This window comes from Acetatifactor aquisgranensis, assembly GCF_943193215.1.
In the GTDB taxonomy this organism is placed as follows: domain Bacteria; phylum Bacillota; class Clostridia; order Lachnospirales; family Lachnospiraceae; genus Acetatifactor; species Acetatifactor aquisgranensis.
The window spans coordinates 60,085-74,179 of record NZ_CALPDH010000014.1; the positions used below are offsets into that span (position 1 = coordinate 60,085).

Consider the following 14,095-nt stretch of genomic DNA (forward strand, 5'->3'; position numbering starts at 1 on the left):
CTAATCAGTATATCATACTTTCGTCATTTAATATAATATTTCGTATATATTTAACAGAGATTATTAAATTGAGTGGACAGATTGACAATAATCTATTATAATCAACATATAAAATATTTCTTGTCAGGAGGTAGAAATGAAAAATCTAAAAATAAGGACAAAGCTATTGGTGACATTCATGATTGTCATCATATTGTTCTGTGGGACGGTGGCCATAGCCATTGCAGGCTTACAAGCCAATGCAAGCAAATATTCCGAATTCTATAATGTGGAATATAAAGTGACCAACAATGTCATGAGCATGCGCCGCGGCTTACAGATCATTGTCAAGAACCTCTCATTCATCACAATTGAAAAAGACGAAGCGAAAAAGGAAAGCTATCGGACCGAGCTGCAGAAAGAACTGACATTCCTGGAGGAAAATGCCACCTGGCTGTCCCAGAACTTCAGCGGCGATTCCGAATTGCTGGATTCCTTTTCCACCCATATCCAGGAAGCCATGACGCTGCAGGAGGATATCATCAAGACAGCCGAAACAGACCTGGACGCGGCGCAGACGATGCTTCTCGAAGAGTATCAGCCTCTGGTGGAACAGGCCGTAAATGATTTGATTCAGATCAGCGCCATAGAGGAGAAGACAGCGGAGGATAATTTCCTCAGTACTGTGGATATGCAGGAGCTTCTGGTAGCCGCGCAGATCGGCATGGCCGGGTTCGCCCTTTTATTCACGATTTTCCTTTCTACATACCTGACCAGATCCATCACCAGGCCTCTTCGCCAGCTGGAGGATGCGGCGAAGAAAATCGTAAACGGTGATTTCAACATCTCCGTGACCTATGAATCAAAGGATGAACTGGGGAGCCTTACCAAATCCTTTAAGAATATGACTTTCATTCTGGAGACTGTCATTTCCGACGCGTCCAGGCTCTTAAGCGAGATGGCGGACGGCAATTTTGATGTCCGCACCAAAGCAGAGGAAAGATATGTGGGCAATCTGCAAAGCCTGCTCCTCTCCATCCGCAAGCTGAACAAAGACCTGAGCACCACCCTGGGACAGATCAACCAGAGCGCGGATCAGGTGGCATCCGGATCCGGACAGGTGTCCAATGGCGCGCAGGCCCTGGCACAGGGCGCTACGGAGCAGGCCGCTTCCGTGGAAGAGCTCGCCTCCACCATTGCCAATATCTCCCAGCAGGTCAATAACACCGCTGAAAATGCCATGGAAGCCAGAAGCCGTTCCAACACTGCCGGCGATGAAGCGGAAGTCTGCAACAACCAGATGCATGACATGATGACCGCTATGGAAGAAATCGCACGTTCTTCCAATGAAATCAGCAAGATTATCAAGACCATAGAGGACATTGCTTTCCAGACCAATATTCTGGCTCTGAATGCCGCCGTAGAGGCCGCAAGGGCAGGAGAGGCCGGAAAGGGATTCGCTGTTGTGGCAGAGGAGGTCAGAAGCCTTGCCAGCAAGAGCTCCGTGGCATCCAAGAATACTGCGGAATTGATTGAAAGCTCTGTCAATGCCGTCACAAGGGGCACAAAGCTCGCCAACTCCACAGCGGAATCTCTGGTGCAGGTAGTAAACCATGTCCGCTCCGCCTCAACCAAGGTAGACGAAATCGCAAACGCAGCAGAGGAACAGGCAGGCGCCATCGAGCAGGTCACATTGGGCGTGGATCAGATTTCCAGCGTGGTGCAGACCAATTCCGCTACCGCGGAGCAAAGCGCAGCCGCCAGTCAGGAACTCTCGGAGCAGGCTTCCATGCTGAAGAGCCTTGTAGCCAAGTTCAGGCTGAGGGAAGAATACGCCAGGGCGTCCTCCAATTTTGAATACAGCTCAGGCTATGGCAGCTCCTCTTCCGACAATGTAATCAATCTGGATTAAAAAAAGTTTCAAGAATTCAAAAATTCAAAAGGGCCTGGTTCCCGGCAGGGGAATCAGGCCCTAATTCAATCAATCCGCAGCTGCTTCTTCCGCTCCCCCGTTCAACTTCCGAAAGAGTCTGATCAGCACTGCCGCCGCTATGATGGAAAACAAAGGAAATGCCCCCTGTTTTCTTTTATTCAATTGCAACGATTTCCTCATATATCTGCTGCATCTCCACATCGGCGTTGAAGATATCCTCAGCAATATTTGTAAGCCTTCTTCTGGTGGAATCCGATACGGCCGCCGTTGCCTTATAGCGGAGCTGATGCTCCAGGCTGGCCCAGAAATCCATGGCAATGGTCCTCATCTGGATTTCCACAGGAATAATCTGCTTCTCCGAGGAGAGAAATATAGGGATTGCCACGATTAAGTGATAACTTCTGTATCCGTTCGGCTTAGGGTTCGCGATATAATCCTTTTCCCTGACCACCAATAGGTCGTCCTGCTGCTTCAGCATTCTGGAAATCTCGTAGATATCGTTTATGTAAGAACAGATGACCCGGATGCCGCCTATATCCGTAATCTCATCCCGCATGATTTCGTATTCCAGAGGGAGCTTCCGCTGCAGCATCTTTTTTCGGATGCTCTCTGTCTTTTTGAGTCTGTGGTTGATATGCTGTATGGGATTCCTGGCCTCTTTCAGCTCGAATTCCTGACTTAGATTTTCCAGTTTCGTGCAGATTTCCCGCATGGCGCAGGAATAGAGCATGGTCATTTCTTTTATTTGCTCAAACGAATCAGGGAAGCCAAGCGGCATCCCGGTGATATCCATATTTTCTGTTTCATCCATGGGTTAAGACCTCCTTTAGAACTTTACTTTCCTATTGTACCATATTTTCCTGACCCATGAATAAATCCTAAAAAGAATTTACACACTTTTAATGATTTCTTATGAATTTTATGACAATTATTTTCCATATCTCTCCAGATAGACCAACAGCACGGATACATCCGCAGGGGAAACGCCGGATATCCTGGATGCCTGTCCTATGGAGGCGGGACGGAACAGCTTCAGGTGCTGTCTTGCCTCCAGGCGCAGGGACGGCACTTCATCGTAGTCGATGTCCTGAGGTATCAGTTTCTTTTCCATCTTCCTAAACTGCTCTATCTGGCGCTTCTGCCTGAGGATATAGCCTTCATATTTTATCTCGATTTCCACCTGTTCCGGCACGCCGACAGGAAGAGGAACCCTGTCTTTGTCAATCTCCGCCAGGACTGCATAGGAAAGTTCAGGGCGGCACAGCAGCTCGGCCAGGCTGGCCGCTGTCTTAAGGGCGGAGCTGCCATGGGATTCCAGAAAATTCTGAATCTCCTTACCCGCTCCCACAAAAGTATCTTTCAGGCGGCTTATCTCCTCTTCTATCAGCCTCTCCTTCTCCAGAAGGGCCTGATATTCATTCTCAGAGATGAGACCAACCGCATACCCTTTCTTCCGAAGACGCAAATCCGCGTTGTCCTGGCGCAGGAGCAGTCTGTACTCCGCTCTGGAAGTCATCATCCGGTAAGGCTCCCTGTTGTCCTTGGTCACCAAATCGTCTATCAGCACGCCTATGTAGCCCTCAGACCTGTCTATGGTCAGCGGCTCCTTACCCAGGATGGACATGGCAGCGTTCACCCCGGCCACCAGGCCCTGGCAGGCGGCCTCCTCATAACCGCTGCTCCCGTTGAACTGGCCGGCGCTGAACAGCCCTTCCACAGCGCGGAATTCCAGCGTGGCGTCCAACTGCCCCGCGTTGATGCAGTCATATTCTATGGCGTAGGCATTGCGGACGATCTTGCAGTGCTCCAGGCCGGGAACCGTCCTGTACATGGCAAGCTGCACGTCCTCCGGCAGAGAGGATGACATTCCCCCCACATACATCTCGCTGGTATGGAGGCCCTCCGGCTCTATGAAGACCTGATGGCGCTCCTTATCCGCGAATTTTACCACCTTGTCTTCAATAGACGGACAATATCTTGGCCCTGTGCCCTCTATGATGCCTGCGTAGATAGGGGATCTGTCCAGATTCCCGCGGATGATTTCATGGGTCTTTTCATTGGTGTAGGTCAGGAAACAGGAGACCTGCTCTTTCTGTATACTGTCCGGGTCTGTGGAAAAGGAAAATGGCACTATCCTCTCATCGCCGAACTGCTCTTCCATTTTGGAAAAGTCTATGCTGCGCCTGTCCATCCTGGCAGGTGTCCCCGTCTTGAAACGGCGGAGTTCTATGCCCATATCTTTCAGAGACTGGGTCAGATAGTTCGCCGCCTGGAGCCCGTTCGGGCCTGTGTAAGTGATGGACTCTCCGCAGAGGCATCTGGCTCCCAGATAGGTTCCTGTGCATAGGACTACTGCTTTACATTCGTAGACCATGCCTGTAAAGGTCTTTACGCCTGTGACCTTTTTCTGGTATCTTTTTCTCTCTTTCTTATCTTCTGTATTTTCCAAAGACCGGCCGGACATTTCGCCTGCCCGTCTGTCCTTTTCTATGTCTTCCCATAAAAGCCCGCAGACCTCCGCCTGCTTTATGGTGAGATTCTCCTGGTTCTCCAGCACTTTCCTCATAGCTCTGGAATATTCCGCCTTGTCCGCCTGTGCCCGCAGGGAATGGACTGCGGGGCCTTTGGACAGATTCAGCATTTTGGACTGGATGAAAGTCTTGTCTGTATTTTTGCCCATCTCGCCGCCCAGGGCATCCAGTTCCCTCACCAGATGTCCCTTGGATGAGCCGCCCACGTTTGGATTGCAGGGCATCAGTGCAATGCTGTCCACTGACACCGTGAAAATCACAGTCTCCAGCCCAAGCCTGGCACAGGCCAATGCGGCTTCGCAGCCCGCATGTCCGGCGCCTATCACACATACATCTACTTTTTCACGAAATTCAGTCATATATTTACTTCCCCATACTCACTTCCATATATGTCCGATACAAATTATTTCCCCATACAGAACTTCGAGAAAATCTCCTCCACCAAATCATCATCCACTTCCTCCCCTATAATTCGGCCCAGAGAAGCGTAGGCATTCATCAGATCGATGGAATAGAAATCCTCCGGCATGCCGTCCTCTATGCTCTTCTCTACCATCTTAAGAGAACTGCAAGCCTCTTCCAGCGCCTCCTTATGCCGGAGGTTCGTTATGACTATTTCACTGCTGCTTTTGATTTCTCCATGGAAGAACATCCCTTTCACTGCCTGTTCAAATTCCTCCATGCCCTCTCCCTCCAGAGCAGAGGTGCGCACGATGCGGATACAGCCGCCCTTTGATGAATCTTCCGGATATCCCTCTGAAACATCCTCATAGGCGGCTTCCCGGAACAGTTCCATGATATTCTCTTCCGTCGTCACATTCTCCAAATCACTTTTATTCAACAGCACTATCGTATTTTTATCCTGAATAAAAGAGACAATCTCCCTGTCATTCTCATCCAGCTCCATCGAAGCGTCCGCAACATATACAATTAAATCTGCCTCCTTTGCATATTCATAAGCTTTCTCCACACCTATCTTCTCCACGATATCTTCCGTATCCCGGATTCCCGCCGTATCCACGATATTTAATGAAAGCTCTCCCAATCTCAGAGACTCCTCCAGCACATCCCTGGTAGTCCCAGCCACATCAGTCACGATTGCCCTCTCCTCCCCGAGAAGACAATTCAAAAGCGAAGATTTGCCTACATTCGGCTTCCCCACGATGACTGTCCGAACGCCTTCTTTCAACATCCTTCCATTGTCAGCCGTATCTATCAGTCTCCGCAAATCACCGATTACACAGACCAACTTGTCAGATAACTTTTCCCCATATCTCTCCAAATCAAAATGCTCCGGATCATCGATGGCGGATTCAATGAAAGCCACCTCATAAAGAATCTCAGCCCGAAGCCTCTTCACTTCCTCCGAAAGCTTTCCCTTAAGCTGGCTTATCGAAGATGCCAGCGCATATTCATTCTGAGCCCCAATCACGTCCATTACGGCCTCAGCCCGGGACAGATCCATCCTCCCGTTCAGAAAAGCCCTTTTCGTGAATTCCCCCGGCTCCGCCAGCCTGGCCCCGCACTTCAGGGCCGCCTCCAGAATCTTCCGCATCACAAGCACGCCGCCATGGCACTGAATCTCCACCGTATCCTCCCCGGTAAAGCTTCTGGGCGCTCTCATCACCACGGCCATTACCTCATCGATTACGAAATTCTTCTCTGGCTCCGTTAGGAATCCATAATAAAATCTATGGCTCTCTGACTTACATAGAATTCTCTTACCGGAAGGGGACCGGAATAACCTATCCCCCACTGCCGCTGCCTCTCTCCCGCTGATTCTCACTATTCCGATTCCGGAATCTGTCATCCCCGTGGCAATCGCTGCAATCGTATCCCCTTTCTCCATAATCCCTCCCGCACAATCCGCTGCATCTGCCCGAAAAGCCCATACCCGCTCAAACTGCAAAAAACCGGATATTTCGCAGATATCCGGTTTTTCAAAAAACTATTGTCTCTTATAAGTAACCACAACTTTACGGAACGGCTCATCCCCCTCACTGTGGGTAGAGATATACTTATCATTCTGCAGCGCCGAATGAATGATTCTCCTCTCATAAGGATTCATAGGCTCCAGGGACACCGGCCTTCTGGTCTTCTTTACCTTATAGGCTATATTTTTGGCCAGATTCTCCAGAGTCTCTTTCCGCCTCTGTCTGTAATCCTCCGTATCCACCTTGACCCTGACATACTCGTCTGATTCCTTATTCACCACCAGGGACACCAGATACTGCAGGGAATCAAGCGTCTGCCCTCTCTTGCCTATCAGCACGCCCATCTCGTCTCCGGCAAGGTCGATATCCATCTTCCTGCCTTCCTCGTCATACTTCACGTCCACTGCCACTTCCATATTCATGGCTTCAAACACATCCCGCAGGAAATTCTTCGCCACCTCTTCCACGGAAATCTCTTCTACTTTCACCGCGGCCTTGATGACAGCAGGCTTGGATCCGATTCCAAGGAATCCGGCGGACCCCTCTTCCACAATCTGGTAATCAAGCTTATCGCTCGTCACGCCGAATTTCCGACAGGCTTCCGTAATCGCCTCGCTTACAGTCTTAGCACTTACTTCGATATATTCCTGGTTCTCCATACTTATTCCTTACCCCTCCAAAACTGTATTAGTTCCTGTTGTTCCTCTCGTTATAGTCCTTGACCATGTTGGCCTTTTCCAACATGCTTCCGGGCTTTGCAGTTCCGGTCTTCACGCTTCCGGCCCCTGAGCTCACGGAAGCCTTGTCCGCCATGCTCTTTCCGCCTGAGTTCGCACTTGTATTTGTGTTCGCGTTGGTATTCGGCCTGCCCTGCTGTCCGTTCCCCTTGCCGCCCTGAATGTTTCTCGTATTCATGTTTGCGTATGCATTCATACGTTCCTGCGTCTGTTTCATCTTTTCAAGCTTCTTGGCGCTCTTGGCGGAGTTCTTCCTGATGACCTCGTCAAAGTCCATCTTGTCGATATGCTTGTTGATGACTACCTGCTGTATGCTCCTCACTACGCTGCCGGCCACCCAGTAAAGGCCCATCCCGGCAGGAAGCGTAAAGCAGAACCAGGCGGACATCAGAGGCATGAACATATTCATGGTCTTCATGGAAGCCGCCATGGAATTTGCCTTTTCATTGTCGCTCTTAGGCTGCTGGGGCATCAGTTTCACATTGATCCACTGCGTCACCGCGGACAGGACCGGAATCAGCACAGCGCCTATCACAATGCCCCAGGCGCCTGCCGCCATTCCCGCCTTTATCAAGTCGCTGGGGGAATCGCCCATATGCAGTCCGAGGAAATTGTTGTATACATCAATCAGGCCTCTGGTAGTTCCATTGCTGAGAATCAGCTTTCCCTGATAGGTCAGCTGCGTCAGATCATAATGCTCCGCAACCGTGGCCAGATCCGCCGAAGACAATCTATTCAGCACATCGATTACGCCGTTGGTCAAATCGCCGTCCGTCATGGACTTCCCGTACATGCTCACCATCCTGGTAATCGTCTCCACGCCGGAATCCTGCAGAAACCCTCCGCCGTCCAGGTCGATGATTTTGTCCGCCAGCACCTTGAACGTGCCGCCTATTTTCGTCACATAGGCCGGCATACGCTGAATGACCTGGTACAGGGCGAACAGAATAGGCATCTGAATCAGCAGCTGTACACAGCTTCCGGTGGCGGACACGCCGTATTTGGCATAGACCATCTGGATTTCCTGATTTTTTGCCATGGCGGAATTCTGATCTGTCTTGCCCTTGTACTTGGCCTCGATGGCCTGCAGCTCGGGACTCATCTTTGCCTGGAGCTTGGAGAACTTCTGCTGCTTAATGTTCAGAGGCGTCATCAACAGGTTCACCACGATAGTGAACAGTATGATGGCGAGACCGATGTTCGGAAGCCCGATGAAATCAATCACATAGAAAATTCCGTTCATGATCATACCGAGCACCCACGCCACCTGCCCTATGACAGGGGTAGTGCTTTGAGTCAATAAAATTAAATTCATTTATTCGTATCCTCTCAGTCAGGTTCGCCGGTTACGGGACAGGATCATATCCTCCATGTGAAAAAGGATTGCAGCGCAATACCCTCCACAGCGCAAGAAAGCTCCCCTTAATCGCACCGTGCTTTTCAATGGCCTCCAATCCGTACTGAGAACAGGTAGGGATATAGGGGCATCTCGTCCTTTTCATAGGAGACAGGTATTTTTGGTAAAACCGAATACCGGCAATCAAAATTTTTTTCATAATATATATTACACCTTAATGATACGATGAAGCTTCCCAAGGTGCAGCAGCGCTTCCTCTATCTCAAAATACCTCACCGAGGCTGCCGTCTTCCTTGCCACGACTACAATGTCCAAACCACTATTGAACACCGCTTCCTGCAGTCTGTAACTTTCCCGCACCAGTCTCGTGACCCGGTGTCTCACGACGCTGTTGCCTACTTTTTTGCTCACACTGACTCCAATTCTGTTCCTGTCGGTGCCATTTTCCTTAACATACATGACCAGATATTTGTCCGCATATGATTTACCGTTCCTGTAAACGAATTGGAATTGCCGATACTTTTTAAGGCTTTCAGAAAAAATCATTGGAACGCCATCCTCCAAAGAAAAAGGTCACATTTCTGTGACCTAAGCGGACAATCTTTTTCTTCCTTTTGCACGTCTGGCCGCTAATACTTTTCTTCCGGCGCGAGTGCTCATCCTCGCTCTGAAGCCGTGAACCTTTTTGCGTGAACGCTTTTTGGGCTGATATGTCATTTTCATGGAAAGCCACCTCCTTTTCCTCATGAACCTTTATCGTTGAAAGGCAACTGATTATTTTTTCACTTATTTTTTAGGAAAATAGCATATTGATTGTATAAAAAAATCGGGGCAATGTCAAGGAAAATTCAGTAAAAATCATTATTTTCCCTGCAAAATTTTTTTCGGATCAGTTTTCCACAGAGATATCCACAGAAAAACAGTGGAAAAGGGTTATGCACATCCTGTTGATTACTTGTGGAAAATTATGGACAGACGGGAGATATCCTGTGTACTTTCCGAATCAAATCCTCCTGGAAGCCAACAAATATCAGGCTTTTTGAATTCTTCACAGTTATCCACTTATTCACATTCCTATCCACATCCCCCTATGTACAAACTCTTTATGAACATAGTTATTCACAGCATGTGGATAACTTTATCCTTAAGTATGTTCATAACTAATATTTGAAATCTTTCCGAATCTATATTACAATGATAAAATGCCGGATTTGACAGGAATTCTCAGAAAGGATAATCAAGATGGATGATATCAAGGGCAGTTGGACTGCCATAAAGGAAAGTATTAAAAAAGAGTATGAGCTCACTGACATCTCCTATAAGACCTGGGTGGAGCCGCTGGAATACCTGAATGTGGTAAATGACGTTGTAAGCATTGTCATTCCAGCCGAACAGTCCCATATGATCAACTATATCTCCTCCAGGTACACCAGCTTCTTTCAGGTGACCATCACGGAGCTGTTCAATCATGACTATTCCGTAAAGTTCATTCTCAAGACAGAGGCGGAAAAGGAGCTCCAGGACAGCAGCGCGTCGCATGACCACGCTCACCTGAATCCCAAGTACCAGTTCGACACTTTCGTAGTGGGAAGCAGCAACCGCTTCGCCCATTCCGCCTCCCTGGCAGTGGCGGAATCCCCCGGGGAAATCTACAATCCTTTGTATCTCTACGGAAATCCCGGACTTGGAAAGACCCACCTCATGCATTCCATCGGACATTTCATCCTGAAACAGAATCCGGGGAATAAAGTCCTCTATGTGACCAGTGAGGAATTCACCAATGAAGTCATCGAGTCCATCCGAAGCGGAAACGCCGCCTCCATGACGAAGCTGCGGGACAAATACAGGACGGTGGACGCGCTGATGGTAGACGATGTACAGTTCATCATCGGCAAGGAAAGTACCCAGGAAGAATTCTTCCATACTTTCAATGTGCTCCACTCCGCCGGAAAACAGATCATCCTTTCCTCGGACAAGCCTCCCAAGGATATCGATAATCTGGACGACCGCCTCCGCTCCCGTTTCGAGTGCGGACTGATTGCCGACATCCAGCCCCCGGACTATGAGACCAGGATGGCTATCCTGCGGAGGAAATCGGAGACCTGCAGCCGCAAGATCAACGAGGAAATCATCAAGTACATCGCTACCAATGTCAAGTCCAATATCCGTGAGCTGGAGGGGGCTTTCAACAAAATCGTGGCCGCGGGCAAGCTGAATAAGGTGGATGTGACGCTGGATCTGGCGGAAGAGGCCTTGAAAGACATCATCTATCCGGACAAGTCCAAGGAAATCACGCCGCCTCTGATCATCAACATGGTGGCGGAACATTGCGGCGTAAAGCCCGAGGATATCACCTCCAAGAAGCGGAATTCCGAGTTCGTGCTGCCCAGACAGATTGTGATGTATCTGTGCAGGACGCTGACCGATGCCTCCTATGTGAACATCGGGAAGCTCCTCGGGAAAAAGGATCACACCACCATCATTCACGGAGTCAACAAGATTACCTCCGAGATGGAGGTAAATGAAGAACTTAAGAATAAGGTGGATATTATAATAAAGAAGATAAATCCTTCTTAACAGATAAATCCATAAACTATCCACAAGTTGAACACATAGCCCTGTGGGCGGGATGTTGATATTTCAGGCAAAGGTTCAGAGAGAATCTGAGCGGAATGGATTGCCTGTGAATAACTTAAAGCTTTTTCTTAGGTTATTCTGAAAATAATCGCAAGTTATCCATTCCCTTTTTCCCTGAAAAATAGTATAATAGATGAAGTTATTCACTTATCAACAGTCTTTATTAATATGATTATTAATTTCTATTATATATTAATATGTTTTGCAAATCCAAAAGCCGGGAAGGGAGTTGTCCATATGAAATTAGTTTGTTCCAAATCGAATCTGCTGAACGGTGTACAGATTGTATCCAGAGCCGTTCCGAACAAAACTACTATGTCCATACTAGAATGTATCCTGATAGATGCCTCTAACGGCATCATCACCCTGACTGCCAATGATATGGATATGGGAATCGAGACTGTCATAGAGGGAGATATCGTGGAAAGCGGCGTCATCGCCCTGGACGCGAAGATTTTCCTTGAAATCGTAAGAAAGCTTCCCGACAGCTATATCACCATAGATACAGACGCTTCCTACAAGACATTGATAACCTGTGAAAAGGCCAAGTTCACCATTGTAGGAAAATCAGGGGAAGATTTCTCCTATCTGCCCATGGTGGAAAAGGAGGAGAGCATCCTTATCAGCCAGTTCGCCTTAAAAGAGATGGTCCGCCAGACCATATTCTCCATCTCCGACAATGACAACAACAAGCTCATGACCGGGGAACTGTTTGAAATCAACGGCGATGAATTGAAAATCGTGTCCTCTGACGGGCACCGCATCTCCATCCGCAAGATGCAGCTGAGGGAAATGTATGAGCACAAAAAAGTCATCGTGCCCGGCAAGACCCTGAACGAGGTGAGCAAAATCCTGCCCGGAGGAGCGGACAGTGACCTGACAGTGTATTTTACCGCCAAGCATATCGTGTTTGAATTCGATAATACGGTGGTAGTGTCCCGGTTGATTGAGGGAGAATACTTCAGCATCGACAGGATGCTTTCCGGCGATTATGAGACGAAAGTGAAAGTGAACAAGAGGGAGCTCTTGAACTGTATCGACAGGGCCACTCTGCTTACCAGAGAGGGGGACAGAAAGCCCATCGTCATCAATATCACGGATAGCGGCATGGAGCTTAAGATTGATTCCGCCCTGGGCAGCATGAATGAGGATATCGATATCGAAAAGCAGGGCAGGGATCTGATGATTGGGTTCAACCCAAAGTTCCTCATAGACGCGCTGCGTGTCATAGACGATGAGGAGGTAGACCTTTACATGGTAAATCCCAAGGCCCCATGCTTCATCAAGAATGAAGAGGAAAGCTATATCTACCTGATACTTCCCGTGAGCCTTGTGGCGAATTATTCCAGATAAAAGCGTGAAAATATTTTCTAAGCCCGCAAAATATGAGGACTTAGGAAATCTATACTGCATAACGCTGAATGCTGCCTGATGTAATCATGCGAATGAACCAGTCAGCGTTATGCAGTCTGGTTTCACGGCAAGTGAAATCGTTAAGCAGTATAAATTGCACACGGAAGAACGCCAAGGGCGGGCGTTCTTCCGGATTTGCACCGATTGTTTGTGCCGACCGTGTCGGTATGTTTAGAAGTGTGCGGGGAGGGATATGCATGGAAATCATACATCTGAACGATGAGTTCATCAAGCTGGGCCAGGCCCTGAAAGTGGCGAATCTGGCAGATTCCGGCGCTGAGGCGAAGATAATGGTTCAGGACGGTCTGGTCAGGGTGAACGGCGAGACGGAAGTCCGGCGGGGGAAAAAGCTGGTGGCCGGAGATATAGTGGAATACAACGGCAAGACGGTCAAAATAGAAGCGTAGAGAACGGGCACAGAGATGATCATAAAATCGATAGAGCTGGCAGATTACAGGAATTACGGCTGTCTTTCCCTGCAGTTCGACAGGGGTACCAATATCCTGTACGGGGACAATGCCCAGGGCAAGACAAATATCCTTGAGGCTATTTTCGTAGCGGCCACCACAAAATCGCACAAGGGGGCAAAGGATAGGGAAATCGTTAATTTTGAGAAAGAAGAGGCCCATATCCGCACCTGTCTGGAAAAAGAGGGCGTGGAGACCAGGGTGGACATGCACCTGAGGAAGAATAAATCCAAGGGCATCGCCATCGATGGGCAGAAGATCAAGAAAGCGGCGGATCTGATGGGACTGTGCAATGTGGTATTCTTCTCGCCGGAGGACTTAGGGATAATCAAGAACGGCCCGGGGGAGAGAAGAAGATTCGTGGATATGGAGCTTTGCCAGCTGGACAGCTTTTACCTCTATAATCTGAATCATTACAACAAGATAGTCAATCAGAGGAACAAGCTTCTGAAAGATATGTACATGAACCCGGATTTAAGGGAGACCCTTGGCATCTGGGATATGCAGCTGGTGTCCTTTGGCAGCAAAATCATAGAGCGGAGAAAGCTCTTTGAGGAGCAGCTGAATGAAATCATCTTCGGCATCCACAAGAAACTTTCCGGTGATAAGGAAGAACTTGTGATTCATTATGAGCCGGATGTGGAGATAGAGGATTTTGAAAAAAGGCTGCGGATGAATCAGGAGAGGGACATCAAGTCGAAAATGACATCGGTAGGTCCGCACAGAGACGATTTTTCATTTGTCATCGGTGATATCGATATCAGGAGATATGGTTCCCAGGGACAGCAGCGCACCGCGGCATTGTCCCTGAAGCTTTCGGAGATAGAGCTTGTGAAGAAGATTGCCGCAGATACGCCTATATTGCTGTTGGACGATGTGCTTTCCGAGCTGGATTCCAACAGGCAGAATTACCTTTTGAACTGCATAGGAGAAATCCAGACTATCATCACCTGTACCGGTCTGGAGGAGTTCGTGAATCACAGGTTTGAGATAAATAGGGTTTATAAAGTATCAGAAGGGACAGTCACATGTATGAGTACGGAAACGCAGGAGGAGGTTCAGTGATTGTCCGGTCATGCTTGATGACATGATTGCCGCAGACAGCAT

13 protein-coding genes are annotated in these 14,095 nt (G+C 48.6%); 5 read left to right on the top strand and 8 right to left on the bottom strand.

All coding sequences use genetic code 11. From position 1 onward, the window contains the following. The first annotated feature begins 136 nt into the window (after positions 1 to 136). Positions 137 to 1,891, top strand: coding sequence for a methyl-accepting chemotaxis protein (locus tag NFS35_RS13500; protein WP_251207646.1), 1,755 nt, complete (start codon positions 137 to 139; stop codon positions 1,889 to 1,891). Between the two features lie 175 nt (positions 1,892 to 2,066). Here the strand turns inward: NFS35_RS13500 and NFS35_RS13505 are convergent, their stop codons facing one another. From NFS35_RS13505 to rpmH, 8 genes are all read right to left on the bottom strand, one after another. Further along, on the bottom strand, positions 2,067 to 2,723 hold the full coding sequence (locus tag NFS35_RS13505; protein ID WP_251207647.1) for a GTP pyrophosphokinase: 657 nt from the start codon (positions 2,721 to 2,723) through the stop codon (positions 2,067 to 2,069). Between the two features lie 117 nt (positions 2,724 to 2,840). Further along, entirely contained in the window at positions 2,841 to 4,802 is a 1,962-nt protein-coding gene (mnmG, locus tag NFS35_RS13510) for a tRNA uridine-5-carboxymethylaminomethyl(34) synthesis enzyme MnmG (RefSeq protein WP_251207648.1), read from the bottom strand. Positions 4,803 to 4,846: 44 nt separating this feature from the next. Continuing rightward, a complete protein-coding gene (mnmE, locus tag NFS35_RS13515) occupies positions 4,847 to 6,292 on the bottom strand; it encodes a tRNA uridine-5-carboxymethylaminomethyl(34) synthesis GTPase MnmE (RefSeq protein WP_251207649.1) in 1,446 nt (481 codons plus the stop codon). 99 nt (positions 6,293 to 6,391) lie between these two features. Then, complete coding sequence (gene jag / locus NFS35_RS13520) at positions 6,392 to 7,036, bottom strand: RNA-binding cell elongation regulator Jag/EloR (protein ID WP_251207650.1); 645 nt, start codon at positions 7,034 to 7,036, stop codon at positions 6,392 to 6,394. 28 nt (positions 7,037 to 7,064) lie between these two features. Continuing rightward, positions 7,065 to 8,429 carry a YidC/Oxa1 family membrane protein insertase gene (locus tag NFS35_RS13525; protein ID WP_251207651.1) on the bottom strand — a complete coding sequence of 455 codons (1,365 nt, stop codon included), beginning with the start codon at positions 8,427 to 8,429 and terminating at the stop codon, positions 7,065 to 7,067. A 31-nt stretch (positions 8,430 to 8,460) separates the two neighbouring features. Then, the gene (gene yidD / locus NFS35_RS13530; RefSeq protein WP_251207652.1) at positions 8,461 to 8,670 is read right to left on the bottom strand and encodes a membrane protein insertion efficiency factor YidD; all 210 of its coding nucleotides are present in this window, start codon (positions 8,668 to 8,670) and stop codon (positions 8,461 to 8,463) included. 8 nt (positions 8,671 to 8,678) lie between these two features. Further along, positions 8,679 to 9,017 carry a ribonuclease P protein component gene (rnpA, locus tag NFS35_RS13535; RefSeq protein WP_251207653.1) on the bottom strand — a complete coding sequence of 113 codons (339 nt, stop codon included), beginning with the start codon at positions 9,015 to 9,017 and terminating at the stop codon, positions 8,679 to 8,681. A gap of 42 nt (positions 9,018 to 9,059) precedes the next feature. Beyond that, positions 9,060 to 9,194, bottom strand: a complete 135-nt coding sequence (gene rpmH / locus NFS35_RS13540) for a 50S ribosomal protein L34 (RefSeq protein WP_251207654.1) — start codon at positions 9,192 to 9,194, stop codon at positions 9,060 to 9,062. A gap of 519 nt (positions 9,195 to 9,713) precedes the next feature. Between rpmH and dnaA the strand changes: the two genes are divergently transcribed. The 4 genes from dnaA to recF all read left to right on the top strand — a co-directional run bounded on the left by dnaA (position 9,714) and on the right by recF (position 14,053). Then, positions 9,714 to 11,048: a chromosomal replication initiator protein DnaA gene (gene dnaA / locus NFS35_RS13545; protein ID WP_251207655.1), complete on the top strand. Its 1,335-nt coding sequence runs from the start codon at positions 9,714 to 9,716 to the stop codon at positions 11,046 to 11,048. Between the two features lie 297 nt (positions 11,049 to 11,345). Further along, on the top strand, positions 11,346 to 12,461 hold the full coding sequence (gene dnaN, locus NFS35_RS13550; RefSeq protein ID WP_251207656.1) for a DNA polymerase III subunit beta: 1,116 nt from the start codon (positions 11,346 to 11,348) through the stop codon (positions 12,459 to 12,461). A gap of 257 nt (positions 12,462 to 12,718) precedes the next feature. Further along, positions 12,719 to 12,928 (top strand): RNA-binding S4 domain-containing protein, encoded by a 210-nt coding sequence (locus tag NFS35_RS13555; RefSeq protein WP_251207657.1) that lies wholly within the window; start codon positions 12,719 to 12,721, stop codon positions 12,926 to 12,928. A 15-nt stretch (positions 12,929 to 12,943) separates the two neighbouring features. Continuing rightward, positions 12,944 to 14,053 (top strand): DNA replication/repair protein RecF, encoded by a 1,110-nt coding sequence (gene recF, locus NFS35_RS13560; protein ID WP_251207658.1) that lies wholly within the window; start codon positions 12,944 to 12,946, stop codon positions 14,051 to 14,053. The last annotated feature ends 42 nt before the right edge of the window (positions 14,054 to 14,095 follow it).

Bases quoted from the DNA above. Each gene is read 5' to 3' on its own strand.
- mnmG (WP_251207648.1), bottom strand. From the start codon at position 4,802: ATGACTGAATTTCGTGAAAAAGTAGATGTATGTGTGATAGGCGCCGGA.
- NFS35_RS13525 (WP_251207651.1), bottom strand. From the start codon at position 8,429: ATGAATTTAATTTTATTGACTCAAAGCACTACCCCTGTCATAGGGCAG.
- NFS35_RS13555 (WP_251207657.1), top strand. From the start codon at position 12,719: ATGGAAATCATACATCTGAACGATGAGTTCATCAAGCTGGGCCAGGCC.
- recF (WP_251207658.1), top strand. From the start codon at position 12,944: ATGATCATAAAATCGATAGAGCTGGCAGATTACAGGAATTACGGCTGT.
- mnmE (WP_251207649.1), bottom strand. From the start codon at position 6,292: ATGGAGAAAGGGGATACGATTGCAGCGATTGCCACGGGGATGACAGAT.
- dnaA (WP_251207655.1), top strand. From the start codon at position 9,714: ATGGATGATATCAAGGGCAGTTGGACTGCCATAAAGGAAAGTATTAAA.
- yidD (WP_251207652.1), bottom strand. From the start codon at position 8,670: ATGAAAAAAATTTTGATTGCCGGTATTCGGTTTTACCAAAAATACCTG.
- NFS35_RS13505 (WP_251207647.1), bottom strand. From the start codon at position 2,723: ATGGATGAAACAGAAAATATGGATATCACCGGGATGCCGCTTGGCTTC.
- rnpA (WP_251207653.1), bottom strand. From the start codon at position 9,017: ATGATTTTTTCTGAAAGCCTTAAAAAGTATCGGCAATTCCAATTCGTT.
- rpmH (WP_251207654.1), bottom strand. From the start codon at position 9,194: ATGAAAATGACATATCAGCCCAAAAAGCGTTCACGCAAAAAGGTTCAC.
- dnaN (WP_251207656.1), top strand. From the start codon at position 11,346: ATGAAATTAGTTTGTTCCAAATCGAATCTGCTGAACGGTGTACAGATT.
- NFS35_RS13500 (WP_251207646.1), top strand. From the start codon at position 137: ATGAAAAATCTAAAAATAAGGACAAAGCTATTGGTGACATTCATGATT.
- jag (WP_251207650.1), bottom strand. From the start codon at position 7,036: ATGGAGAACCAGGAATATATCGAAGTAAGTGCTAAGACTGTAAGCGAG.